General features: G+C 65.2%; 15 protein-coding genes, 3 rRNA genes and 1 riboswitch. Of the genes, 15 read left to right on the forward strand and 3 right to left on the reverse strand.

From position 1 onward, the window contains the following. Positions 1–5: 5 nt before the first annotated feature. Positions 6–99: riboswitch (TPP riboswitch) on the forward strand. The 8 genes from thiM to argH all read left to right on the forward strand — a co-directional run bounded on the left by thiM (position 90) and on the right by argH (position 10,017). Beyond that, entirely contained in the window at positions 90–938 is an 849-nt protein-coding gene (gene thiM, locus ACZZZN_RS04245) for a hydroxyethylthiazole kinase (RefSeq protein ID WP_463503967.1), read from the forward strand. (Overlaps the previous riboswitch by 10 nt.) Next, positions 935–3,085, forward strand: a complete 2,151-nt coding sequence (thiD, locus tag ACZZZN_RS04250) for a bifunctional hydroxymethylpyrimidine kinase/phosphomethylpyrimidine kinase (RefSeq protein WP_463503968.1) — start codon at positions 935–937, stop codon at positions 3,083–3,085. Before thiM ends, thiD begins: the two co-directional genes overlap by 4 nt. A gap of 244 nt (positions 3,086–3,329) precedes the next feature. Further along, positions 3,330–4,382 carry an N-acetyl-gamma-glutamyl-phosphate reductase gene (gene argC, locus ACZZZN_RS04255; RefSeq protein WP_463503969.1) on the forward strand — a complete coding sequence of 351 codons (1,053 nt, stop codon included), beginning with the start codon at positions 3,330–3,332 and terminating at the stop codon, positions 4,380–4,382. After that, complete coding sequence (argJ, locus tag ACZZZN_RS04260) at positions 4,379–5,536, forward strand: bifunctional glutamate N-acetyltransferase/amino-acid acetyltransferase ArgJ (protein WP_463503970.1); 1,158 nt, start codon at positions 4,379–4,381, stop codon at positions 5,534–5,536. Before argC ends, argJ begins: the two co-directional genes overlap by 4 nt. After that, positions 5,533–6,453: an acetylglutamate kinase gene (gene argB, locus ACZZZN_RS04265; protein WP_463503971.1), complete on the forward strand. Its 921-nt coding sequence runs from the start codon at positions 5,533–5,535 to the stop codon at positions 6,451–6,453. Before argJ ends, argB begins: the two co-directional genes overlap by 4 nt. Next, complete coding sequence (locus ACZZZN_RS04270) at positions 6,450–7,661, forward strand: acetylornithine transaminase (protein WP_463503972.1); 1,212 nt, start codon at positions 6,450–6,452, stop codon at positions 7,659–7,661. Before argB ends, ACZZZN_RS04270 begins: the two co-directional genes overlap by 4 nt. Further along, a complete protein-coding gene (argF, locus tag ACZZZN_RS04275; protein ID WP_463503973.1) occupies positions 7,658–8,587 on the forward strand; it encodes an ornithine carbamoyltransferase in 930 nt (309 codons plus the stop codon). The genes ACZZZN_RS04270 and argF overlap by 4 nt, the downstream gene beginning before the upstream one ends. Beyond that, on the forward strand, positions 8,587–10,017 hold the full coding sequence (gene argH, locus ACZZZN_RS04280; RefSeq protein ID WP_463503974.1) for an argininosuccinate lyase: 1,431 nt from the start codon (positions 8,587–8,589) through the stop codon (positions 10,015–10,017). The genes argF and argH overlap by 1 nt, the downstream gene beginning before the upstream one ends. Positions 10,018–10,115: 98 nt before the next feature. Here argH and ACZZZN_RS04285 read toward each other — a convergent pair whose 3' ends face one another. Next, on the reverse strand, positions 10,116–10,952 hold the full coding sequence (locus tag ACZZZN_RS04285) for an endonuclease domain-containing protein (protein WP_463503975.1): 837 nt from the start codon (positions 10,950–10,952) through the stop codon (positions 10,116–10,118). Between the two features lie 197 nt (positions 10,953–11,149). Beyond that, positions 11,150–11,737, reverse strand: a complete 588-nt coding sequence (locus tag ACZZZN_RS04290; protein ID WP_463503976.1) for a DUF1349 domain-containing protein — start codon at positions 11,735–11,737, stop codon at positions 11,150–11,152. 59 nt (positions 11,738–11,796) lie between these two features. Between ACZZZN_RS04290 and ACZZZN_RS04295 the strand changes: the two genes are divergently transcribed. The 4 genes from ACZZZN_RS04295 (at position 11,797) to ACZZZN_RS04310 (ending at position 15,527) form a co-directional block, all read left to right on the forward strand. Further along, positions 11,797–12,441 (forward strand): SatD family protein, encoded by a 645-nt coding sequence (locus tag ACZZZN_RS04295; RefSeq protein WP_463503977.1) that lies wholly within the window; start codon positions 11,797–11,799, stop codon positions 12,439–12,441. Beyond that, the gene (locus ACZZZN_RS04300) at positions 12,438–13,271 is read left to right on the forward strand and encodes a hypothetical protein (protein ID WP_463503978.1); all 834 of its coding nucleotides are present in this window, start codon (positions 12,438–12,440) and stop codon (positions 13,269–13,271) included. The genes ACZZZN_RS04295 and ACZZZN_RS04300 overlap by 4 nt, the downstream gene beginning before the upstream one ends. A gap of 61 nt (positions 13,272–13,332) precedes the next feature. Continuing rightward, positions 13,333–14,634: a tyrosine--tRNA ligase gene (gene tyrS, locus ACZZZN_RS04305; protein ID WP_463503979.1), complete on the forward strand. Its 1,302-nt coding sequence runs from the start codon at positions 13,333–13,335 to the stop codon at positions 14,632–14,634. Positions 14,635–14,729: 95 nt separating this feature from the next. Beyond that, complete coding sequence (locus ACZZZN_RS04310) at positions 14,730–15,527, forward strand: DUF4184 family protein (RefSeq protein ID WP_463503980.1); 798 nt, start codon at positions 14,730–14,732, stop codon at positions 15,525–15,527. On the opposite strand, the gene ACZZZN_RS04315 is transcribed toward ACZZZN_RS04310, so the two are convergent. Next, a complete protein-coding gene (locus ACZZZN_RS04315) occupies positions 15,512–16,846 on the reverse strand; it encodes a CoA transferase (RefSeq protein ID WP_463503981.1) in 1,335 nt (444 codons plus the stop codon). The genes ACZZZN_RS04310 and ACZZZN_RS04315 overlap by 16 nt on opposite strands. Before the next feature lie 592 nt (positions 16,847–17,438). Here ACZZZN_RS04315 and ACZZZN_RS04320 point away from each other — a divergent pair. From ACZZZN_RS04320 to rrf, 3 genes are all read left to right on the forward strand, one after another. Next, a 16S ribosomal RNA gene (locus ACZZZN_RS04320) occupies positions 17,439–18,961 on the forward strand. A 410-nt stretch (positions 18,962–19,371) separates the two neighbouring features. Next, positions 19,372–22,476, forward strand: a 23S ribosomal RNA gene (locus ACZZZN_RS04325). A gap of 105 nt (positions 22,477–22,581) precedes the next feature. Continuing rightward, positions 22,582–22,698, forward strand: a 5S ribosomal RNA gene (gene rrf / locus ACZZZN_RS04330). The 16S, 23S and 5S rRNA genes sit together here, the layout of an rRNA operon. Positions 22,699–22,835 lie beyond the last annotated feature (137 nt).

A 22,835-nucleotide genomic window follows, 5' to 3' on the forward strand; every position in this document is an offset into this window, starting at 1 on the left:
CTGCGAGCAGTGACACGGGGTGCCGCATCCGCGGCTGAGAACAGACCCGTCGAACCTGATCTAGTTCGTACTAGCGAAGGGATGTCGCATTGAGCGATCGTCTGCGTCCAGAATCCGAATCGACCCTGGTGGCCTCGGCCGCCGAGCTGCTGTCCGCGCTCCGTGAGTCACCACCGCTGACCCACTGCATCACCAACACCGTCGTCACGGGCTTCACGGCCAACGTGCTGCTCGCTCTCGGGGCAGCGCCCGCGATGGTCGACATCGTCGACGAGGCGGGTCTCTTCGCGGGCGTCGCGTCCGGAGTGCTGATCAACCTCGGGACTCCGACGCCCGAGCAGCGGGCCGCGAGTCTCGAAGCCGTCGCCGGTGCCACCGCGGCAGGCACTCCCTGGGTGCTCGATCCGGTCGCGATCGGGTCGCTGCCCGTGCGCACGGCGCTCGCGGACGATCTCGTCGTGTCGCGCCCCACGGCGATCCGCGGCAACGCCTCCGAGATCCTCGCACTCGCAGGGGTCACCGCCGGAGGGCGCGGGGTCGATGCCACCGACACCACGGATGCCGCCTCCGACGCCGCTCTGGCACTCGCGGCCCGTCACGGCTCGGTCGTCGCCGTCTCGGGCCCCGTGGACCTGATCACCGACGGGCGGCGCGTCGTACGGGTCGCGAACGGCGACGAACTCCTCACCAGGGTCACCGGCGGAGGGTGTGCACTGGGCGCCGTCATGGCAGCCTTCCTCGGGACCGCCCGCACGGCCGGGACCGATCCGCTGACCGCCGTCGCGGCGGCGAGCCTGGTGTACACGATCGCCGCGGAGCGCGCCGCCGCACGGGCCTCGGGTCCCGGCAGCTTCGCGGTCGAGCTTCTCGATGCGCTCGCGTCGGTGCAGCCGCACGACCTCGCCGCTGCGGCCCGCGTCGAGGAGCGTGCGCTGTGATCGCGGACCTCTCGCTGTACCTGGTCACCGACCCGGATCTCTGCGGGGAACGCGGTGTGGTCGAGACCGTCCGCCGTGCCGTCGACGGGGGAGTGCGGATCGTGCAGCTGCGGGATAAGACGGCGACGGATGCCGAGATCACGGCGCAGCTCGTCGAGCTCTCCCGCGTGATCGACGGTCGAGCGCTGCTGGTCGTGAACGACCGGCTGGACGCTGCCCTCGCCGCGCGTGAGCAGGGCGCGCGGGTCGACGGCGTGCATCTCGGGCAGGGGGATGCCTCGGTGCTGCGCGCGCGAGAGGCTCTGGGCGTCGAGGCGCTCATCGGCCTCACGGCGAACAGTCGAGAGCACTTCGAGGCCGTGCGCGCGCTGCCGCCCGGCACGGTCGACTACCTGGGCGTCGGCGTCATCCGCCCCACCAGCACCAAGCCCGACCATCCGCCGGCCCTCGGCGTCGAGGGATTCCGAGCACTCGTCGAGACGACCACGCTCCCGTGCGTGGCGATCGGAGGCGTGGCGATCGACGACACCGAGCGGCTGCGGACTGCGGGGGCGGCCGGGCTCGCCGTGGTCTCGGCGCTGTGCGCGGCCGCGGACCCGGCCGAGACCGCAGCGATATTCGTGCGTCGTTGGCGCGCGGCCGGAACGCCGCGCGTGCTCAGCATCGCCGGGAGCGACCCGTCCGGTGGAGCGGGCATCCAGGCCGATCTCAAGTCGATCGCCGCGAACGGCGGTTACGGCATGGCGGCGCTCACCGCGCTGACCGCTCAGAACACCACCGGTGTGCAGGGTGTTCACGTGCCGCCTGCGACCTTCTTGCGCGAGCAGCTCGACGCGATCTCCGACGACATCGTCATCGACGCGGTCAAGATCGGGATGCTCGCGAACGCCGACGTCATCCGCACGGTCGCCGACTGGCTCGATGCGGTTCAGCCGCCCATCGTCGTGCTCGATCCGGTCATGGTCGCCACCAGCGGCGACAGGCTGCTCGATCAGGATGCCGAGGCGGCGTTGCGCGAGCTCCTTCGGCGTGCACACGTCGTGACGCCCAATCTCGGTGAGCTCGCCGTGCTGGCCGGGCGGACGATCTCGGGGTGGGACGATGCGCTCGCCGCAGCGGGGGATCTGTCGACGGCGATCGGGGTGGCAGTTCTCGTCAAGGGCGGTCACCTCGCCGGAGAGGACGTCCCCGATGCGCTCGTGGACGCCGCCGGGGGAGTGCGGCGGGAGTACCAGGGCAGTCGGATCCGCACCGCGAACACCCACGGCACCGGGTGCTCGCTCTCGTCCGCGCTGGCCACTCGCCTCGCTCGTGGCGAGACGGCCGTCGACGCCGTCGCCTCGACTCGGGCGTGGCTTCGCGAGTCACTGCGCGAGAGCGAGCCACTGCACGTCGGACGCGGCCACGGACCGGTCAGCCATTTCGCAGGGCTGTGGGAGCGCGGTGGGCTCGAGACGAGACCGACGCCGGAGCAGATCCGGGCCGCGTGGTGGGCGCACACAGCCGACGTGAGGGCGGGGATCGACGACCTCCCCTTCATCCGCGGACTGGCCGACGGCACTCTCGCTCGGGAGCCGTTCCTGTTCTACCTCGCGCAGGACGCGCTGTACCTCCGCGAGTACGCCCGTGTGCTCGCCGAAGCCTCACGCCTCGCTCCCACGCCGCACGAGCAGGCGTTCTGGGCGCGCTCGGCCGAGGGGGCGATCATCGGCGAGCTCGAGCTGCATGCGTCGTGGCTGACTCCGGGGGAGGGCGTGGATGCGGCGATGTTCTCGGTCGCTCCCGCTCCGGCGACCGTCGCCTACCTCGACCACCTGCGCTCCGTGGCGTTCGGCGGTGACTACGCCGAACTCGTCGCGGCGGTGCTGCCGTGCTTCTGGCTCTACACCGACCTCGGGCAGCGCCTGCACGCCGGGGATTTCGGCGACTATGCGCGGGATCCCCGGCATCCGTACGCCTCCTGGCTCGCCACCTACGCGGACCCGGCGTTCGAGGACGCCACTGATCAGGCGATCGCCCTTGCCTCGGCCGCAGCGGCGACCGCCTCCCCGGCCATACGGGCTCGGATGCTCAGAGCGTTCGAGGTGTCGAGTGCCCACGAGCTCGCCTTCTTCGCCGCACCGTTGCCCTCTGCCGCCTCTGCGTGACGGAGCGGATTTGCGCATGCCGCGACGAGCGCGCTATCGTCGCGGCATGCCTTCGGCCGCCACCGCAACTCTGACGCTCGCTCCGAGCGTCATCGCCGTGCGCCGACGCCGCAGCGGCCGCCGACTCTAGGCGACCCTGCGCTTCTGCCTGCTCACGCACGGCGGTCGAGTGCCGGTGTCGCCGCCCCGGTTCCCGACACTGCGCCCCGAGTTCGATGCGGGGCATGACCGTTAAGGTAGAAGCATGACGTACTCCGTCGCCGTCTCCGGCGCATCCGGCTATGCGGGCGGCGAGATCCTGCGCCTCCTCGCGTCGCATCCCGACATCGAGATCCGCACCGTCACGGCGCACTCGAATGCCGGTCAGCCGCTCGTGCAGCATCAGCCGCACCTGCGGTCGCTCGCACACCTCACCCTGCAGGACACGACGCCCGAGACACTCGCAGGTCACGACATCGTCTTCCTCGCTCTGCCGCACGGGCAATCCGGTCAGTACACGGACGCGCTCGGCGACACCCCGCTGGTGATCGATGCCGGAGCCGACCATCGACTGACGTCGCAGGATTCCTGGGATTCTTTCTACGGCGGCGACTTCCACGAGCCATGGACCTATGGCGTGCCCGAGCTGCTGGTGGGCGGCGTCAAGCAGCGGGAGACACTGCGCGGCGCGACACGGATCGCTGCCCCGGGCTGCAACGCCTCGACCGTGAGCCTGAGTCTCGCACCCGGCGTCGCCGCAGGAGTGATCGACGCGGGGGACATCGTCTCCGTTCTCGCGGTCGGTCCTTCGGGGGCGGGTAAGAGCCTCAAGACGAACCTGCTCGCGAGCGAGATCCTGGGCAGCGCCAACCCCTACGCGGTCGGCGGCACCCATCGGCACATCCCCGAGATCCGCCAGGCGCTCGCCGCGGCGTCCGGGACCGCGCCCGACGGCATCCGCATCTCCTTCACACCCGTGCTCGTGCCGATGTCGCGGGGGATCCTCGCCACGTCGACCGCACCGATCGTCGGCGACGTCAGCGACGCGGAGATCCGTGCGGCGTGGGAAGACGCCTACGGCGACGAGACCTTCGTGCAGCTCCTGCCGGCCGGTCAGTTCCCACGCACGGCCGACGTGGTGGGTGCGAACACCGCCCTGATCGGTCTCGCGATCGATCGCGCGGCGAACAGAGTGACCGTGGTGACCGCGGTCGACAATCTCGTCAAGGGCACCGCAGGCGCTGCCATCCAGTCCATGAACCTCGCGCTGGGGCTGCCCGAGTCCCGCGCCCTCTCAGTGAACGGAGTCGCGCCGTGAGCGTCACCGCCCCCGCAGGATTCGAGGCGGCCGGAGTCGCCGCCGGCCTCAAGTCGACCGGCAAACCCGACGTCGCCGTCGTCGTCAACCGTGGCCCCCGCAAGGTCGGTGCCGCGGTCTTCACCAGCAACCGTGCCAAGGCCAACCCGATCATCTGGTCGCAGCAGGCAGTCGCCGATCGCGTGGTCGAGGCGGTCGTGTTGAACTCGGGGGGAGCGAACTGCTTCACCGGCAGCTTCGGCTTCCAGACCACGCACCAGACCGCCGAGAAGGCCGCCGAGCTCCTCGGCGTCAGCGCCGGCGACGTGCTCATCTGCTCGACCGGTCTCATCGGCGTCGGTGACGAGGTCTTCCGCGGCAAGGTGCTCGCGGGCACCGAGCAGGCCATCGCCGAACTGTCGACAGACGGCGGCGAGGGTGCGGCCGAGGCCATCATGACCACCGACAGCGTCTCGAAGACCGCGGTCGTAAGCCGCGAGGGCTGGACGATCGGAGGCATGGCGAAGGGTGCGGGCATGCTCGCCCCCGGGCTCGCGACCATGCTCGTCGTCATCACGACGGATGCCGTGCTCGAGCCGCTCGAGGCCGATGCCGCGCTGCGCTTCGCGACCGGCACCACGTTCGACCGTCTCGACTCCGACGGCTGCATGTCGACCAACGACCAGGTCACGCTGCTCGCCAACGGCGCCTCCGGGATCGCGCCGGATCTCAAGGACTTCTCGACGGCGCTCGCCGAGCTGTGTCAGGAACTCGCGGTCAAGCTGCAGGGCGACGCCGAAGGTGCGAGCCACGACATCACCATCGAGGTGCAGCACGCGGTCTCCGAGGGTGAGGCCGTCGAGGTCGGCCGATCGGTCGCGCGGAACAACCTCTTCAAGGCGGCGATCTTCGGCAACGATCCGAACTGGGGGCGAGTGCTCGCAGCCATCGGAACGACGAGCGCCCAGTTCGATCCGTATGACGTCGACGTCTGGATGAACGGCGTGCGCGTGTGCAGCGAGGGCGGTCCCGACCGTCCGCGCGAAGAGGTCGACCTGACCCCGCGCGCGACGCACCTCGTGATCGACCTGAAGGTCGGCGAGGCCACGGCCACCATCCTCACCAACGACCTCACTCACGATTACGTGCACGAGAACAGCGCCTACGCCTCATGACCACAGACATCCAGGACACGACGCCCGATGTCGCCGCCGTCAAGGCCGCGACGCTCATCGAGTCACTCCCGTGGCTGAAGAAGTTCCGCGACCAGATCGTCGTCGTCAAGTACGGCGGAAACGCGATGGTCTCGGACGAGCTGCAGGAGGCGTTCGCGCAGGACATCGCGTATCTGCGTTACGTGGGCGTGCAGCCGGTCGTCGTGCACGGCGGCGGGCCCCAGATCTCCGACATGCTGCAACGGCTCGAGATCCCGAGCGAGTTCAAGGGCGGTTACCGCGTCACCAACACCGAGGCGATCAGTGTCGTGCGCATGGTGCTCACCGGTCAGGTGAACCCGCAGCTGGTCTCCAAGATCAACTCCCACGGTCCGATCGCGACCGGGCTCAGCGGTGAAGACGCCGGGCTCTTCGGCGGACGTCGCCGAGGCGTGGTCATCGACGGTGAGGAGATCGATCTCGGACGTGTCGGCGATGTCGTCGAGGTCGACCCGACTCCCGTGCTCGACCATCTCGCGGCGGGTCGGGTGCCGGTCGTGTCGAGCATCGCGCCCGACCTCGATCACCCCGGTCAGTCGTTGAACGTGAACGCAGATGCTGCGGCCGCCGCCCTCGCCGTGGCACTCAAGGCGCGCAAGCTCGTCATCCTCACAGATGTGCCCGGGCTCTACGCCGACTGGCCCAACCGCGACTCGCTCGTCTCGCACCTCACCTCGGAAGCGCTCATCGAGATGCTGCCGTCACTCGAATCCGGCATGATCCCGAAGATGAAGGCCTGCCTGGATGCGATCCAAGGGGGCGTCGACGCCGCCGCCATCATCGACGGACGTGTGCCGCACTCGGTGCTCGTCGAACTCTTCACCAGCAAGGGAATCGGAACAGAAGTGGTCATGGGAAGCGCAGGGACGAACGCATGAGCAATTGGCAGGATGACGCAGCGAGCCATCTGGTCCTCAACGCGGGGCCGCGACTGGCCATGCTCACCCGCGGTGAGGGGTCGTACCTCTGGGACTCCGAGGGCAAGCGCCATCTCGACTTCCTCGCCGGCATCGCGGTGACCTCACTCGGGCACGCGCACCCGGTGTTCGTCGAGGCCGTCTCACGGCAGGCGGCGACTCTCGCGCACGTGTCGAACTACTTCGCCACCCCGTCGCAGCTCGCGCTCGCCGCTCGGCTGAAGCGCCTCGCGGGTGCCGGGATCGACGGCCGCGTGTTCTTCTCGAACTCGGGCGCCGAGGCCAACGAGGCGGCGTTCAAGCTCGCCCGCCTGCACGGCGGCACGGAGAAGCCGCGCATCATCGCTCTCGAGAACGGCTTCCACGGGCGCACGATGGGCTCGCTCGCCCTGACGGCCAAGGCCGCCATGCGGGCACCGTTCGAGCCCATGCCCGGGGGAGTCGAGCACATTCCCGCGACGATCGAGGCTCTCGAAGCAGCGATCGACGGTCGGGTCGCCGCCGTGATCGTGGAGCCCATCCAGGGCGAAGCCGGCGTGGTCGAGCTGCCGGAGGGCTACCTGCAGGCGGCGCGGTCGTTGACCCTGAAGCATGGTGCACTGCTCATCGTCGACGAGATCCAGACGGGCGCCGGGCGCACCGGAGCGTGGTTCGGATTCAGTCACGAGGGCATCACTCCCGACGCCATCACGCTCGCGAAGGGCATCGGCGGCGGCTTCCCGATCGGCGCGCTCGTGACCTACGGTGCGGCGAGCTCACTCTTCACCCCCGGCTCGCACGGCTCGACGTTCGGCGGCAACCCGCTCGCGACCGCCGTGGCAGACGCGGTACTCACCGAGATCGAGGATGCCGGGCTCGTCGACAACGCCGCGCGTCGGGGCGAGGAACTCCGTGAGATCATCACCGGGCTCGACTCGCCTCTCGTCACCGGCATCCGAGGTCGCGGACTCCTCATCGGCGTGGCGCTCAGCGCGCCCGTCGCGAACGAGGTCGTCGCCGCTGCCCAGGAGCGCGGGCTCATCGTGAACGCCGCGAACCCCGAGACCGTGCGCATCGCGCCCGCACTCACCATCGGAGATCCTGAGCTCGCCGAGTTCCGCGAGCTCTTCGCCGCATCGCTCGCCGATGTCCAGGCATCCCTCACCGAATCCGGAAAGGCCCTCGCATGACCCGCCACCTTCTGCGTGACGACGATCTGACCCCCGCAGAACAGGCGGAGATCCTCGATCTCGCCATCGAGCTGAAGAAGGATCGCTGGGCGAACAAGGCGCTCGCGGGTCCCCAGACGGTCGCGGTGATCTTCGACAAGTCCTCGACCCGCACCCGCGTCTCCTTCGCCGTGGGCATCGCGGACCTGGGTGGCTCGCCGCTGATCATCTCGACCGCCAGCAGCCAGCTGGGCGGCAAAGAGACCCCGTCCGACACGGCTCGTGTTCTCGAGCGTCAGGTCGCCGCGATCGTCTGGCGCACCTATGCGCAGGCCGGGCTCGAAGAGATGGCGGAGGGCACCACCGTGCCGGTCGTCAACGCGCTCTCCGACGACTTCCACCCATGCCAGCTGCTCGCCGATCTGCTCACGATCCGCGAGCACAAGGGAGATCTCACGGGGCTGACCCTGACCTTCTTCGGTGACGGTCAGAGCAACATGGCGCACTCGTACGCGCTGGCAGGCGTCACCGCCGGCATGCACGTGCGCATCGCGTCGCCCGCCGACTACGCACCCCGGGCCGACGTCGTCGAGGCGGCCGACCGCCGCGCCTCCGAGACCGGTGGGTCCATCACCCTCTACACCGACGCCGTCGAAGCCGCAGCCGGTGCCGACGTCGTGGTCACCGACACCTGGGTGTCGATGGGCAAGGAGGAGGAGAAGCTCGCGCGCATCCGCGACCTCGGCGGCTACAAGGTGACGCCCGAGACGATGCAGATCGCTGATTCCGAGGCCATCTTCATCCACTGCCTGCCCGCCGACCGCGGCTACGAGGTCGACTCCGAGGTGATCGACGGCCCGCAGAGCGTCGTCTGGGACGAGGCCGAGAACCGTCTGCACGCGCAGAAGGCGCTGCTCGTCTGGCTGCTCGGCAAGAAGGACGCGTGATGGTCGACTCGAAGAACGAAGGCACCAACGAAGGCGCGCTGTGGGGAGCTCGTTTCGCGAGCGGACCCTCACCCGAGCTGGTCGAGCTCAGCCGCTCGACGCACTTCGACTGGGTGCTCGCGCCCTACGACATCGCAGGCTCCCAGGCCCACGCGACCGCCCTCGCGGCGGCAGGATATCTCGAGCCAGACGAGGCGGCCCGGATGCACGAGGGCCTGGACGCCGTCGCGCGCAAGGTCGCCGACGGCACCCTGCTGCCGGTCCCGTCCGATGAAGACGTGCATGGTGCTCTCGAGCAGGCGCTCATCGCCGAGCTCGGACCGGAGCTGGGCGGGCGCCTGCGCGCCGGCCGCAGCCGCAACGACCAGATCGCCACGCTCGTGCGGATGTATCTGATCGACCATGCCCGAGTGATCGCCCGCGATCTGCTCCGTGTCATCGACGCTCTGGTCGCCCAGGCGGAGGCGCACCCCGACGCGATCCTTCCCGGACGCACCCACTTGCAGCATGCGCAGCCCGTGCTGCTCGCGCATCACCTGCAGGCGCACGGCTGGCCGCTCGTGCGTGAGCTCGAGCGTCTCGTCGACTGGCGTCGTCGTGCCGGTGTCTCGCCGTACGGTGGGGGAGCGCTCGCGGGGTCGACCCTCGGGCTCGATCCCGCCCTCGTCGCGACCGAGCTCGGTCTCGATCGCCCGGCCGAGAACTCGCTCGACGGCACGGCCGCACGCGATGTGGTGGCGGAGTTCGCCTTCATCGCGGCTATGACCGGCGTCGACCTGTCGCGTCTGAGCGAAGAGATCATCCTCTGGAACACACGTGAGTTCGGGTTCGTCACGCTGCATGACAGCTACTCGACCGGGTCGAGCATCATGCCGCAGAAGAAGAACCCCGACATCGCCGAGCTCGCGCGCGGAAAGTCCGGGCGCCTGATCGGTAACCTGTCCGGGCTCATGGCCACGCTCAAGGGACTCCCGCTCGCGTACAACCGCGACCTGCAGGAGGACAAGGAGCCGGTCTTCGACTCGGTCCAGACGCTCGAGGTCGTCCTGCCCGCATTCGCCGGCATGATCGCGACGCTGCGCTTCGACACCGAGCGGATGGCGGCGCTCGCGCCCGAGGGGTTCTCGCTCGCGACAGACGTCGCGGAGTGGCTCGTGAAGCGCCGGGTTCCGTTCCGCGATGCGCACGAGATCTCAGGCGCCCTCGTCCGTGCCTGCGAGGAGGCGGGGATCGGTCTCGAAGATGCCTCCGACGAACTGCTGCTGTCGGTCTCGCCTCACCTGGTTCCGGAGGTCCGCGAGGTCCTCACGATCGAGGGTTCGGTGGCATCGCGCACCGGTGCCGGGGGAACCGCTCCCGTGCGGGTGGCGGAGCAGCGCGCAGAACTCGTGGCGCGCGCTCAGGCGGCCGCGCACGCGCTCGGCCTCTAGCCGGCATCCCTGCACGACGGACGGATCCCGGATCACCGGACGGATCGCGGAGGCGCTGACCCAGCTTCTCCGTGATCCGTCCGAACCTCCGTTGAGCGTCAGTCGCCCTGGTCCTCGAGCCGCTCCAGAGCTCCTGAGATCGCGGCGTGCACGGTCGGCCAGTCATGCACGATCTGGGCGTAGTCGAACCGCAGCGTCTCGAAGCCGAGGCGTGACGCGGCGGCATCCCGGACGAGGTCTTTGTGTCGGAGCCCGCCCTCGTGGTTGCCTTTGCCGTCTGCCTCGATGATCAGGCGTCCGCCCACGACGAAGTCGACCTTTCCCACGCCGCGAATGATGACCTGACAATCGAGTCGGATGCCGAGCAGATGCATTCGGAGCCGCAGCAGAGACTCCAGCCCGCTGTCGGCATCCGATCGTGCGAGATCGACGAGCCAGCGAGCCCTGCGTGGCAGCATCGCCCTCACTCGTTTCCGCTGCCGGGTTGCGAGCTTGCCGAGGTTCCAGGCGGACTCGAATGCCGCGAAGAATGCTTCATCTCCGGCGCACCTGTACAGGTGCGCGAGGGCGATCTCGATGCTGGCGGTGCCGATCGACGGGTCTCCGGAGTAGTAGTGGGAGGTGCAGGTACAGCCGGGGTGCGCGAGCGCATGCTGACTCGGTGAGAGCCACACGTGAATCCCGTCTGCGCGCGGGAGCACCCAGACCCCCGCCGCGCGGAGAGCGCTCGCACAGGTCAGGGCTCCACCGTGCTCGACAGCCTGCCGCACTGGCGAGGGCACAGGCATGGCGGCGAACACTCCTGGCCGGAGGCGGACGATCGCTCCGGCCTGCACGTCCCTCGAAAGACTCTGTCGAGTGAATCCGAACCTCTGAAGTTGCGTGCCGCGCGCGTAGCCGCCGAGGCTGACGATGGTGTCCTTCGCAGAGAGCATCCGCCCACCGTGCCGCATTCCGAGACTCTCAGTCGGGCACCTCGCGTCGATTGTGGAGGAACGTGCTCGGCGGTCGGGTGTGGAGAAGCGACTGCTCCGCGACGATCAGCGGAGGCCCGGACGAAGCGCGGAGAGTCTGCGACAGATCCTCCGTATATCGACCGGGTCTCCGTCGATCGTCTGTCGGCGGAATCGGGTCAGTGCAGCGCGGCGTCGGCGGCTGAGCGCGTCCAGCGGGTGAAACGCACGACGAGACCGGAACGCGTGGGGCCGGCGAGGAAAGGACCGGCGGATGCGGCGGCGTCGCCGTCGAACGGAGCCACCCGCACGAGTCGCCATTCGCCGTCACCCGCACGCGCACGCACGATCACGGCATCCGGCCACCGGCTCACGCGGACGGTGATCTCGCTGCCGTGCCAGTCGTCGACGTACCCGACCGACCAGTCGGAGCGGACGTCGGTCACGACGGCTCCGAGGCCGAGGTGCTCGTCGGCGTATTCGATGCCCGCCTTGATCCAGTGCTCGTCGTCGATGCGCACGAAGACGCCGGCCTGATCGAACTGGCCGTCCCACGGTGCGCGGAAGGTGACGTCCATCGCTTCTCCCACCGCCAGGGGAGCGAGAAGCGCATGCTCGGTGTCGTGCACGAAGCCGTAGGCGGTGTGCCGCCAGGCATCGCTGCCCTCGACAGCGGTCACATCGAGGATCTCGCCTTCTGAGGAGAGAGCCGCAGGTTCGTGGGTCCAGGAGCCTTCGGCCCAGGGGATGATGTCTGATTCAGGCATGTTCCGAGACTATAGCCAAATAGGGCATAAATGGAAGTTATTCGTGATACGGTTATCACATGGTCATCGCCGTACTCGCCGATATCGTGGGCTCACGTCAGCTCGACGATCGGTCGTCGGCGCAGCGCATCCTCGATGACACCATCAGGCGGGTGGAGGAGTATCTGCCCCTCGCGCACCAGCCGCTGACGCCCACGGTAGGGGACGAGCAGCAGGGCGTCTACCTCGCACTCGAAGACGCGATGGTCTCGCTTCTGATGATCCAGCTCGCACTTCCCGACGGCATCGCCTTCCGCTTCGGGATCGGCATCGGCGACGTGCGCGCGGTCGACTCCGTGCACGGCGATCTCGCCGACGGCCCCGGCTGGTACGCCGCGCGTACCGCGATCGATACCGTGCATGGCAGGGAGAGTCGCACCGTGCCGCGCACGCGCACGTGGATTGTCGGTGCTCCCGGGCAGGATGAGGTCATGGACAGCGTGATCGCCGCATCGAACGCCTACCTCCTCGTCCGCGACGAGCTGGTCGTCGCGATGACCGAGCGTGAGCGCCGCCTCACCTACGGGCGCCTGATCGGCAGGTCGCAGCATGAGCTGGCGGCCGAGGAGGGCATCTCGCAGCCGAGCGTCTCGAAGTCACTGCGCAGCGCGGGGAGCGCCGCCATCATCGAGGGCGTGGTCGCGTTGAGAGGATCGAACGCATGATCCTCGCCGGATTCCTGCTGCTGGCCGTGGGAGCCGCCGATCTCGTGCGGCAGTTCGCGCCGCGTCGGTGGATCGGCTACCTCGTGGTGGCCGTGATCCTGTTGTTGCTCGGCAGCGTGAGCGATGCGCTGCTGCCGATGCTGGCAGGTCTGGTCGTCGGTGCCCTGTGGGTCTGGTGCATGCCGTCGGAGCGACCGGCGCCGCTCGGATTCTGGCCGGCCGTGCTGCTCGGAGTGCTGAGTATCGGTGCCGTGGTGTGGCTCGGTGCTCGGGCGGATGCCGGTCTGATCGGTTCGGTGTGGACCCTGCGTTCTCCCTTCGGCGACATCCCGTTCGATCTCGCGATCCTCACCCTGGGCGCGGCTGTCTTCCTTCTCGAGTCCTCGAACCTCGTGGTCCGTGCCGCGCTCGACGGCGAGCACACCTGGCGGCCCGCCGAACTGCGGCTCATTGCGACCGATACCGCGGTCGAGGACCCCGCTGCCGCAGGCGGCGCAGCTGCCGAACAGGGCCAGGATGCCGGCGTGGCAGTATCTCCGGTCGAGGAGGGCGTGACCGCCAGTATCCCGGCATCCGATCCTCGGGCAGGATTCAAGGGCGGACGCCTGATCGGGCCGCTCGAACGCATCCTGGTGATGATCCTCACACTGGCCGCCGCCTACCCGATCCTCGCAGCGATGCTCGCCGCCAAGGGCATCGTGCGATTCCCCGAGATCTCGCGCGACGGCGAGACCGGGGCGCGGGCCGAGTACTTCCTGGTGGGAAGCCTCGTGAGCTGGGTGATCGGGCTGGGCGCGGCGTTCCTGGTGTGGTGGGCAGCCCACAGCTGACAGCACGAGCCGCCTGTGCGGCGGCGAATGGTGGACACCCACCGCTGATAGCCTGGAGCGCGTGTCGAATACCGATCTGACGACCGCCCCGCCGGCGATCGACCCCACGTTCGAGAACGTGTGGGACGAACTGCTGTGGCGCGGCCTCGTCCATGTGTCCACTGACCAGGAGGCGCTGCGCGCCCTTCTCGCCGGGGACCCGATCACGTATTACTGCGGGTTCGACCCGACTGCTCCCAGTCTGCATCTCGGCAACCTGGTGCAGCTGCTGACCCTGCGTCGCATCCAGCTCGCCGGGCACAAGCCGCTGGGCCTGGTCGGCGGCTCGACCGGTCTCATCGGAGACCCGCGGCCGACCGCCGAACGTACGCTCAACACGCGTGAGACCGTCGAAGAGTGGGTCGGTCGCCTGCGGACGCAGGTCGAGCGCTACCTCAGCTTCGAGGGTGACAACGCCGCCCGCATCGTGAACAATCTCGACTGGACGGCGCCACTGTCGGCGATCGACTTCCTGCGCGAGATCGGCAAGCACTACCGTGTCGGCACGATGCTGAAGAAGGACGCGGTCGCTGCGCGCCTGAACTCCGACGAGGGCATCAGCTACACCGAGTTCAGCTACCAGATCCTGCAGGGCATGGACTTCCTCGAGCTGTACCGCCAGTACGACTGCGTCCTGCAGACCGGCGGTTCGGACCAGTGGGGCAACCTCACCAGCGGCACCGACCTCATCCGTCGGTCCGAGGGCGTCGCCGCGCACGCGATCGGCACGCCGCTGATCACGAACAGTGACGGCACCAAGTTCGGCAAGAGCGAGGGCAACGCGGTCTGGTTGGATCCGGAGATGTGCAGCCCGTACCGGATGTACCAGTTCTGGCTCAGCACGGCGGATGCCGACGTCATCGAGCGGCTCAAGGTGTTCACGTTCCTCACCCGCGCCGAGATCGAGGAATACGAGGCGCTCGTCGAGTCCGAGCCCTTCCGGCGAGCCGCGCAGAAGCGTCTGGCGCTCGAGGTCGTCGCCACCGTGCACGGCATCGATGCGACGGCCGCCGTGATCGCAGCATCCGAGGCGCTGTTCGGCCAAGGCGACCTGACCGCACTGGATGCATCGACGCTGCGCACCGCGTTGGAGGAGCTCCCGAACGCCACGGTCGACGCGGGTTCATCCGTCGTCGACGCGCTCGTCGCGACGGGGTTGGTCTCGAGTCTGTCCGAGGCTCGCCGTGCGATCGGCCAGGGTGGTGTGTCCCTCGACGGCGAACGCGTCGACGACGAGGCGGCCACCGTGCAGGGAGACCTTCCCGGTGGTGTCTCGGTGCTCCGTCGCGGCAAGAAGACGCTTGCGGGAGTCTTCCTCGCCTGATGACCGACCTCTGATCGCGAGACGGCGGTCACCTGGGCTGTTCTCAGGTGGCCGCCGTCACGCTTCTCACCAGCCGGATCGACAGGAGACATCGGATGCCGTTCACCCCGAGCCACGCGCTGGTCGCCCTGCCCTTCATGCGCACGCCGCTGGTGCCGGCGGCGATCGCGATCGGCGCGATGACCCCCGATCTCCCGTTGTTCCTGCGCGGCGTCGGCCTCGACTACTCGTTCACGCACACGTTCGGCAACGTGGTGTGGACGGCACTGGTCGCTTTCGTGCTGTTCGTCATCTGGCGGGTCGTCCTGCGTCCCGCTGTGGGTGAGCTCGCACCGCTCTGGCTGGCGAAGCGGATTCCGGCCGAGTGGTCCCAGTCGGGAATGCAGGCGGCACGACTCGCTGCGGGTGACGGATCGACGCGCCCGCTCTACCCGGTGCTGCTCGCCGTCTCACTGATCCTGGGTGTGCTGTCGCACATCCTCTGGGATCTCTTCACGCACGAGCGGCGTTGGGGCGTCGAGGTTCTCCCTGCGCTCGACGAGATGTGGGGTCCTCTGACCGGATACAAGTGGCTCCAGCATGGGTCGAGCGTGATCGGGCTGCTCGGTATCGGGCTGTGGGCGCTGCTTCGACTGCGCCGAGCCGAACCCCGGGGCGACGCTTTTCAGGTGACGCCTTCGGCGATCCGGATCGCGTGGTGGTTGTCGCTTCCGGTGATGCTGGTGACGGCCACGGTCATCGGGTACCTGGCTTACGGCCCGTTCACCGAGGAGTTCACGTACCAGCACCTGGCATATCGGATGCTGCCTCCGGCCTGCGCGTTGTGGGGTGCGGTGACTCTGGCGTTGTGCCTTGCCCTGCCGCTCTTCCGCCGGGGTCACCAGCGCGGCTGATCCGAACCCCACCGATGCGGAGCAGCGAACGCGAGTCCGGGAAGTGCGGGTTTCGCGGTCGTGACCTTCCGTCCGGCGACGTCGAAGGTCGTGCAGTGAGCTCGGGTGTCGAACTCACGCGCAGTTTCCGGTTCATCGGTGCGTGGCATTCCGAGCAGCTCGGCGGCCACCCGACGTAGTGACGTGCGCAGGGTCCAGCTGCCGCCTTCGCTCACACGCCGCTTCAGCACCGCGATGACGCCGGTCGCGAGCAGGTACCCGGCGCTGTGGTCGAGTGCCTGGGCAGGGAGTGCTCCTGGCCGCTCGCCGTCGGGCGACTCGATGAGCGAGATCCCCGATTCGGCCTGCACCAGGCTGTCGAAACCGGCGCGCTGCGGCTCGTCCATGCCCCAGGCGCTGAGCTGGGCGATCACCAGGCCAGGATGCCGGTCGATCAGTGCGGATGGCGACAGGCCGAGGCGGTCGAGGGATGACGGCCGGTAGCCGAGCACGACGACATCCGCGGCGGCGAGGAGTTCGTGGAAGCGCTCGCTTCTCGCCTCGAGCAGCGTCGTTCGCTTGCCGTGGCCGGTGTCGAGGTGCTGCCACTCGGGCTCTGCGAGATCGGGTGGATCCACTCGGAGCACGTCCGCGCCGAGGAGCGCGAGAGTCCGGGTGCACACGGGGCCCGCGATCACGCGTGTGAGATCGAGGACCCGAATACCGGCGAGCGGTGCATCACGGTCCTGCGCGAGCGGATCGCGGCGGGAGAGGATGCGGGATCCCGCGGCATCCCGTCTCGTGACCTCGAGCAGGGGAGTGGAGCGCCACCGTGTCTCGAGGTCAGGATCCTCGCGGAGCACGGGGACGGCGAGGCCATGCGTGGCCGTGATGAGTTCGACCGCTTCGGCTGTCGTGCACCCCAGGATCGCCGCACGCACCTCGTCACCGCTCGCGCCGCGGTCGAGTCCGAGCCCGGTGAGGAGCCGGTGGGCGTGGTGCGGGTAGTTGCCGTGAGTGCGCACCCACCCGTCGGCCGAGCGCCAGAACCCCGAGTACGCCGACCACACGTCGGGTGCGATGCCATCGATCGCGAGAACGCGATCGCTCCTGTAGGCGGCGGAGATGCGATCCGGATCGGGAAGATCGCGGATGCCGGCCGCCAGGCTGACTGCGCGCACGCTCGCCCACGCGAGATCTGCGGTGGCCAGACGGGAGGGGAGGGGGACGGGACGCGGTGGGACTGCGCCGAAATCCACGGTGCGGTCCGTCATGCCGAGCTCGGAGAACACCTGTTCCACCAGGGCAGCGGAAGGGGAGGGAATCGAGGGCGCGGTCACGCTGCGATCGTACTCGTGACGCCGATCCAAGGCGATAACCCGCCCTGGACAGGGGAAATCATCGAGAGGGCTGCGAGCGACACGCCCGGGGGTGATGCCTCGATTTGCCAGAACCCCAGAACCCACGTAACTTATTACTTGTTCGCCCCACAGGGAAGCGGAGGAGCCAAGAGCTTCACCCCCCTCAAGCGGAGAACCACCTCCCAATCCACTCACTTGTGAGAACAGGCGTCTGCGTCTAGGATGGGAGATCCACCCCTTCTGCGGCTGTCACAGGCTGCGCAGCGGATCCAAGATCTGTACGGCGCGCTGATTTGACAAGCGGGACGGGATGGCTAAGATAGAGAAGTTGCCCTTCGGGCCTGGTTGTGATGACTCGGTCGTGGGAGCATCCGATCCTTGAGAACTCAACAGCGTGCACTTGTCAAATGCCAAATAACCTCGATTCAGCTTCGGCTGGATGAGATTCCTTTGGATCAAAGACCAACCTCCTTGTGGGGTTGGCAACGGATAAAGTCAGCAATGATTTGTCTCTTTGGTCAGCATCAAACTCGCTGCGTCACCGTTTTCCCGGTGTCGTATGCATTTCTTTTTTACGGAGAGTTTGATCCTGGCTCAGGATGAACGCTGGCGGCGTGCTTAACACATGCAAGTCGAACGGTGAAGCCCAGCTTGCTGGGTGGATCAGTGGCGAACGGGTGAGTAACACGTGAGCAACCTGCCCCTGACTCTGGGATAAGCGCTGGAAACGGCGTCTAATACTGGATACGAACCACGAAGGCATCTTCAGTGGTTGGAAAGATTTATTGGTTGGGGATGGGCTCGCGGCCTATCAGCTTGTTGGTGAGGTAATGGCTCACCAAGGCGTCGACGGGTAGCCGGCCTGAGAGGGTGACCGGCCACACTGGGACTGAGACACGGCCCAGACTCCTACGGGAGGCAGCAGTGGGGAATATTGCACAATGGGCGCAAGCCTGATGCAGCAACGCCGCGTGAGGGATGACGGCCTTCGGGTTGTAAACCTCTTTTAGCAGGGAAGAAGCGAAAGTGACGGTACCTGCAGAAAAAGCGCCGGCTAACTACGTGCCAGCAGCCGCGGTAATACGTAGGGCGCAAGCGTTATCCGGAATTATTGGGCGTAAAGAGCTCGTAGGCGGTTTGTCGCGTCTGCTGTGAAATCCGGAGGCTCAACCTCCGGCCTGCAGTGGGTACGGGCAGACTAGAGTGCGGTAGGGGAGATTGGAATTCCTGGTGTAGCGGTGGAATGCGCAGATATCAGGAGGAACACCGATGGCGAAGGCAGATCTCTGGGCCGTAACTGACGCTGAGGAGCGAAAGGGTGGGGAGCAAACAGGCTTAGATACCCTGGTAGTCCACCCCGTAAACGTTGGGAACTAGTTGTGGGGTCCATTCCACGGATTCCGTGACGCAGCTAACGCATTAAGTTCCCCGCCTGGGGAGTACGGCCGCAAGGCTAAAACTCAAAGGAATTGACGGGGACCCGCACAAGCGGCGGAGCATGCGGATTAATTCGATGCAACGCGAAGAACCTTACCAAGGCTTGACATATACGAGAACGGGCCAGAAATGGTCAACTCTTTGGACACTCGTAAACAGGTGGTGCATGGTTGTCGTCAGCTCGTGTCGTGAGATGTTGGGTTAAGTCCCGCAACGAGCGCAACCCTCGTTCTATGTTGCCAGCACGTAATGGTGGGAACTCATGGGATACTGCCGGGGTCAACTCGGAGGAAGGTGGGGATGACGTCAAATCATCATGCCCCTTATGTCTTGGGCTTCACGCATGCTACAATGGCCGGTACAAAGGGCTGCAATACCGCGAGGTGGAGCGAATCCCAAAAAGCCGGTCCCAGTTCGGATTGAGGTCTGCAACTCGACCTCATGAAGTCGGAGTCGCTAGTAATCGCAGATCAGCAACGCTGCGGTGAATACGTTCCCGGGTCTTGTACACACCGCCCGTCAAGTCATGAAAGTCGGTAACACCTGAAGCCGGTGGCCTAACCCTTGTGGAGGGAGCCGTCGAAGGTGGGATCGGTAATTAGGACTAAGTCGTAACAAGGTAGCCGTACCGGAAGGTGCGGCTGGATCACCTCCTTTCTAAGGAGCATCTGACTCTTCGGAGTCCAGAACCCAGTTCGAAGGCATACGTTCTTCGCTGGGAGCTCATGGGTGGAACATTTGACATGACATCGAGATCTGATCTTGGAGCTAGTACGCAACTTCGGTTGTTGGAATGGTCTGGGGTTGGGGGCCGGTGTCTGCACGCTGTTGGGTCCTGAGGGACCGGATGCGAATCCTTTGGATTCGTTTCTGTACCTCTGGGCCTCTTGTTGTTTCCCCCGTGTGGGGTTGCGAGAAGGGGTACCGCCCGTACTTTGAGAACTACACAGTGGACGCGAGCATCTTGCAGCCGGCTTCGGTCGGTTGCACAAGATGATCTTAAAGATCATTAGTCAATTTCATGCCAGGCTTCGGCCTGGTGTCGATTCTGATTCAAACTCATGTGATTTCAAGTCTTTAAGAGCAAACGGTGGATGCCTTGGCATCTGGAGCCGAAGAAGGACGTAGCAATCTGCGATAAGCCTCGGGGAACTGATAAGCAAGTTTTGATCCGAGGGTGTCCGAATGGGGAAACCCCGCTGGGCGGCGTGCCGACCTAGTGACTCCCGCCTGAATATATAGGGCGGGTAGAGGGAACGTGGGGAAGTGAAACATCTCAGTACCCACAGGAAGAGAAAGCAACCGCGATTCCGTTAGTAGTGGCGAGCGAAACCGGAACAGGCTAAACCTAGCGTGTGTGATAGCCGGCAGGCGTTGCACGTTGGGGGTTGTGGGACTTTTCAGTCATCTCTGCCGAGATGGCGGCGTTACACGATGGTATAGACGAACGGTCTTGAAAGGCCGGTCATAGAGGGTGCCAACCCCGTAGTCGAAATGCCAACCGTGGCGCGAAGAGTATCCCAAGTAGCACGGGGCCCGTGAAATCCCGTGTGAATCTGTCAGGACCACCTGATAAGCCTAAATACTCCCAGATGACCGATAGCGGACAAGTACCGTGAGGGAAAGGTGAAAAGTACCCCGGGAGGGGAGTGAAATAGTACCTGAAACCGTTTGCTTACAAACCGTTGGAGCAGCCTTAGTAGCTGTGACAGCGTGCCTTTTGAAGAATGAGCCTGCGAGTTAGCGATATGTGGCGAGGTTAACCCGTGTGGGGTAGCCGTAGCGAAAGCGAGTCTGAATAGGGCGATTCAGTCGCATGTCCTAGACCCGAAGCGAAGTGATCTATCCATGGCCAGGTTGAAGCGACGGTAAGACGTCGTGGAGGACCGAACCCACTTAGGTTGAAAACTGAGGGGATGAGCTGTGGATAGGGGTGAAAGGCCAATCAAACTTCGTGATAGCTGGTTCTCTCCGAAATGCATTTAGGTGCAGCGTTGCGTGTTTCTTGCCGGAGGTAGAGCTACTGGATGGCCGATGGGCCCTACAAGGTTACTGACGTCAGCCAAACTCCGAATGCCGGTAAGTGAGAGCGCAGCAGTGAGACTGTGGGGGATAAGCTTCATAGTCGAGAGGGAAACAACCCAGACCACCAACTAAGGTCCCAAAGCGCGTGCTAAGTGGGAAAGGATGTGGAGTTGCCTTGACAACCAGGAGGTTGGCTTAGAAGCAGCCACCCTTGAAAGAGTGCGTAATAGCTCACTGGTCAAGTGATTCCGCGCCGACAATGTAACGGGGCTCAAGCACGCCACCGAAGTTGTGGCATTGACATTATTGGTAGGCCTTCGTGGTCCAGCCGTGTTGATGGGTAGGAGAGCGTCGTGTGGCCAGCGAAGCGGCGGTGTAAACCAGCCGTGGAGGCTACACGAGTGAGAATGCAGGCATGAGTAGCGAAAGACGTGTGAGAAACACGTCCTCCGAAAGACCAAGGGTTCCAGGGTCAAGCTAATCTTCCCTGGGTAAGTCGGGACCTAAGGCGAGGCCGACAGGCGTAGTCGATGGACAACGGGTTGATATTCCCGTACCGGCGAAGAACCGCCCAAGCTAATCCAGTAGTGCTAAGTGTCTGAATCCCACTGACTGATCCCTTCGGGGTGACGCGGTGGGCCTAGCGCACGACCCCATTCTGGTGCGGTTAGCGTATTAACAGGTGTGACGCAGGAAGGTAGCCCAAGCCAGGCGATGGTTGTCCTGGTGCAAGTGCGTAGGCCGAACGGTAGGCAAATCCGCCGTTCACATAGGCTGAGACACGATGCGGATAAAAAGTGGGTGATCCTATGCTGCCAAGAAAAGCATCGACGCGAGGTTCTAGCCGCCCGTACCCCAAACCGACTCAGGTGGTCAGGTAGAGAATACCAAGGAGATCGAGAGAATCGTGGTTAAGGAACTCGGCAAAATGCCCCCGTAACTTCGGGAGAAGGGGGGCCATCCACTTATACGGACTTGCTCCGAAAAGGGTGTGGTGGCCGCAGAGACTAGTGGGTAGCGACTGTTTACTAAAAACACAGGTCCGTGCCAAGTCGCAAGACGATGTATACGGACTGACGCCTGCCCGGTGCTGGAAGGTTAAGAGGACCGGTTAGCCGCAAGGCGAAGCTGAGAATTTAAGCCCCAGTAAACGGCGGTGGTAACTATAACCATCCTAAGGTAGCGAAATTCCTTGTCGGGTAAGTTCCGACCTGCACGAATGGCGTAACGACTTCCCAACTGTCTCAACCGCGAACTCGGCGAAATTGCATTACGAGTAAAGATGCTCGTTACGCGCAGCAGGACGGAAAGACCCCGTGACCTTTACTACAGCTTGGTATTGGTGTTCGGTGTGGCTTGTGTAGGATAGGTGGGAGACTGTGAAGCATGGACGCCAGTTCATGTGGAGTCATTGTTGAAATACCACTCTGGTCACTCTGGATATCTAACTTCGAACCGTAATCCGGTTCAGGGACAGTGCCTGGTGGGTAGTTTAACTGGGGCGGTTGCCTCCCAAAAAGTAACGGAGGCGCCCAAAGGTTCCCTCAACCTGGTTGGCAATCAGGTGTCGAGTGTAAGTGCACAAGGGAGCTTGACTGTGAGACTGACAGGTCGAGCAGGGACGAAAGTCGGGACTAGTGATCCGGCAGTGGCTTGTGGAAGCGCTGTCGCTCAACGGATAAAAGGTACCTCGGGGATAACAGGCTGATCTTGCCCAAGAGTCCATATCGACGGCATGGTTTGGCACCTCGATGTCGGCTCGTCGCATCCTGGGGCTGGAGTAGGTCCCAAGGGTTGGGCTGTTCGCCCATTAAAGCGGTACGCGAGCTGGGTTTAGAACGTCGTGAGACAGTTCGGTCCCTATCCGCTGCGCGCGTAGGAAATTTGAGAGGATCTGACCCTAGTACGAGAGGACCGGGTTGGACGAACCTCTGGTGTGTCAGTTGTTCCGCCAGGAGCACCGCTGATTAGCTACGTTCGGGATGGATAACCGCTGAAAGCATCTAAGCGGGAAGCCGGCCTCAAGATGAGATTTCCATACCTTCGGGTGAGAGGCTCCCAGCCAGACTACTGGGTTGATAGGCCAGATGTGGAAGTGCAGCAATGCATGCAGCTGACTGGTACTAATAAGCCGATGACTTGATAACACACCGTTTGTTGGTGCTACGCGTCCACTGAGTGGTTCTCGATGTACGGTCGAGAACCGCATGACAATGACTTTGTTATGTGTTTGATTGAAACATCAATAGTGTTTCGGCGGCCATAGCGTGAGGGAAACGCCCGGTTACATTCCGAACCCGGAAGCTAAGCCTCACAGCGCCGATGGTACTGCAGGGGGGACCCTGTGGGAGAGTAGGACACCGCCGGACTTCTTTTAAGCAAATGGCCACCCATCGTTGGGTGGCCATTTTGCGTTAACAACATCTAGAACAGGGAGCATCATGCCGGAAGACCAAGAGCGCCGTCCGCGTCGCAACGACGACACTGGATCGCGCGGTCACCGTCC

This window comes from Microbacterium sp. AC145 (genome assembly GCF_979258505.1).

Bases quoted from the DNA above. Each gene is read 5' to 3' on its own strand.
- argC (WP_463503969.1), top strand. From the start codon at position 3,330: ATGACGTACTCCGTCGCCGTCTCCGGCGCATCCGGCTATGCGGGCGGC.
- argB (WP_463503971.1), top strand. From the start codon at position 5,533: ATGACCACAGACATCCAGGACACGACGCCCGATGTCGCCGCCGTCAAG.
- ACZZZN_RS04270 (WP_463503972.1), top strand. From the start codon at position 6,450: ATGAGCAATTGGCAGGATGACGCAGCGAGCCATCTGGTCCTCAACGCG.
- argF (WP_463503973.1), top strand. From the start codon at position 7,658: ATGACCCGCCACCTTCTGCGTGACGACGATCTGACCCCCGCAGAACAG.
- argH (WP_463503974.1), top strand. From the start codon at position 8,587: ATGGTCGACTCGAAGAACGAAGGCACCAACGAAGGCGCGCTGTGGGGA.
- ACZZZN_RS04285 (WP_463503975.1), bottom strand. From the start codon at position 10,952: ATGCTCTCTGCGAAGGACACCATCGTCAGCCTCGGCGGCTACGCGCGC.
- ACZZZN_RS04290 (WP_463503976.1), bottom strand. From the start codon at position 11,737: ATGCCTGAATCAGACATCATCCCCTGGGCCGAAGGCTCCTGGACCCAC.
- ACZZZN_RS04295 (WP_463503977.1), top strand. From the start codon at position 11,797: ATGGTCATCGCCGTACTCGCCGATATCGTGGGCTCACGTCAGCTCGAC.
- ACZZZN_RS04300 (WP_463503978.1), top strand. From the start codon at position 12,438: ATGATCCTCGCCGGATTCCTGCTGCTGGCCGTGGGAGCCGCCGATCTC.
- ACZZZN_RS04310 (WP_463503980.1), top strand. From the start codon at position 14,730: ATGCCGTTCACCCCGAGCCACGCGCTGGTCGCCCTGCCCTTCATGCGC.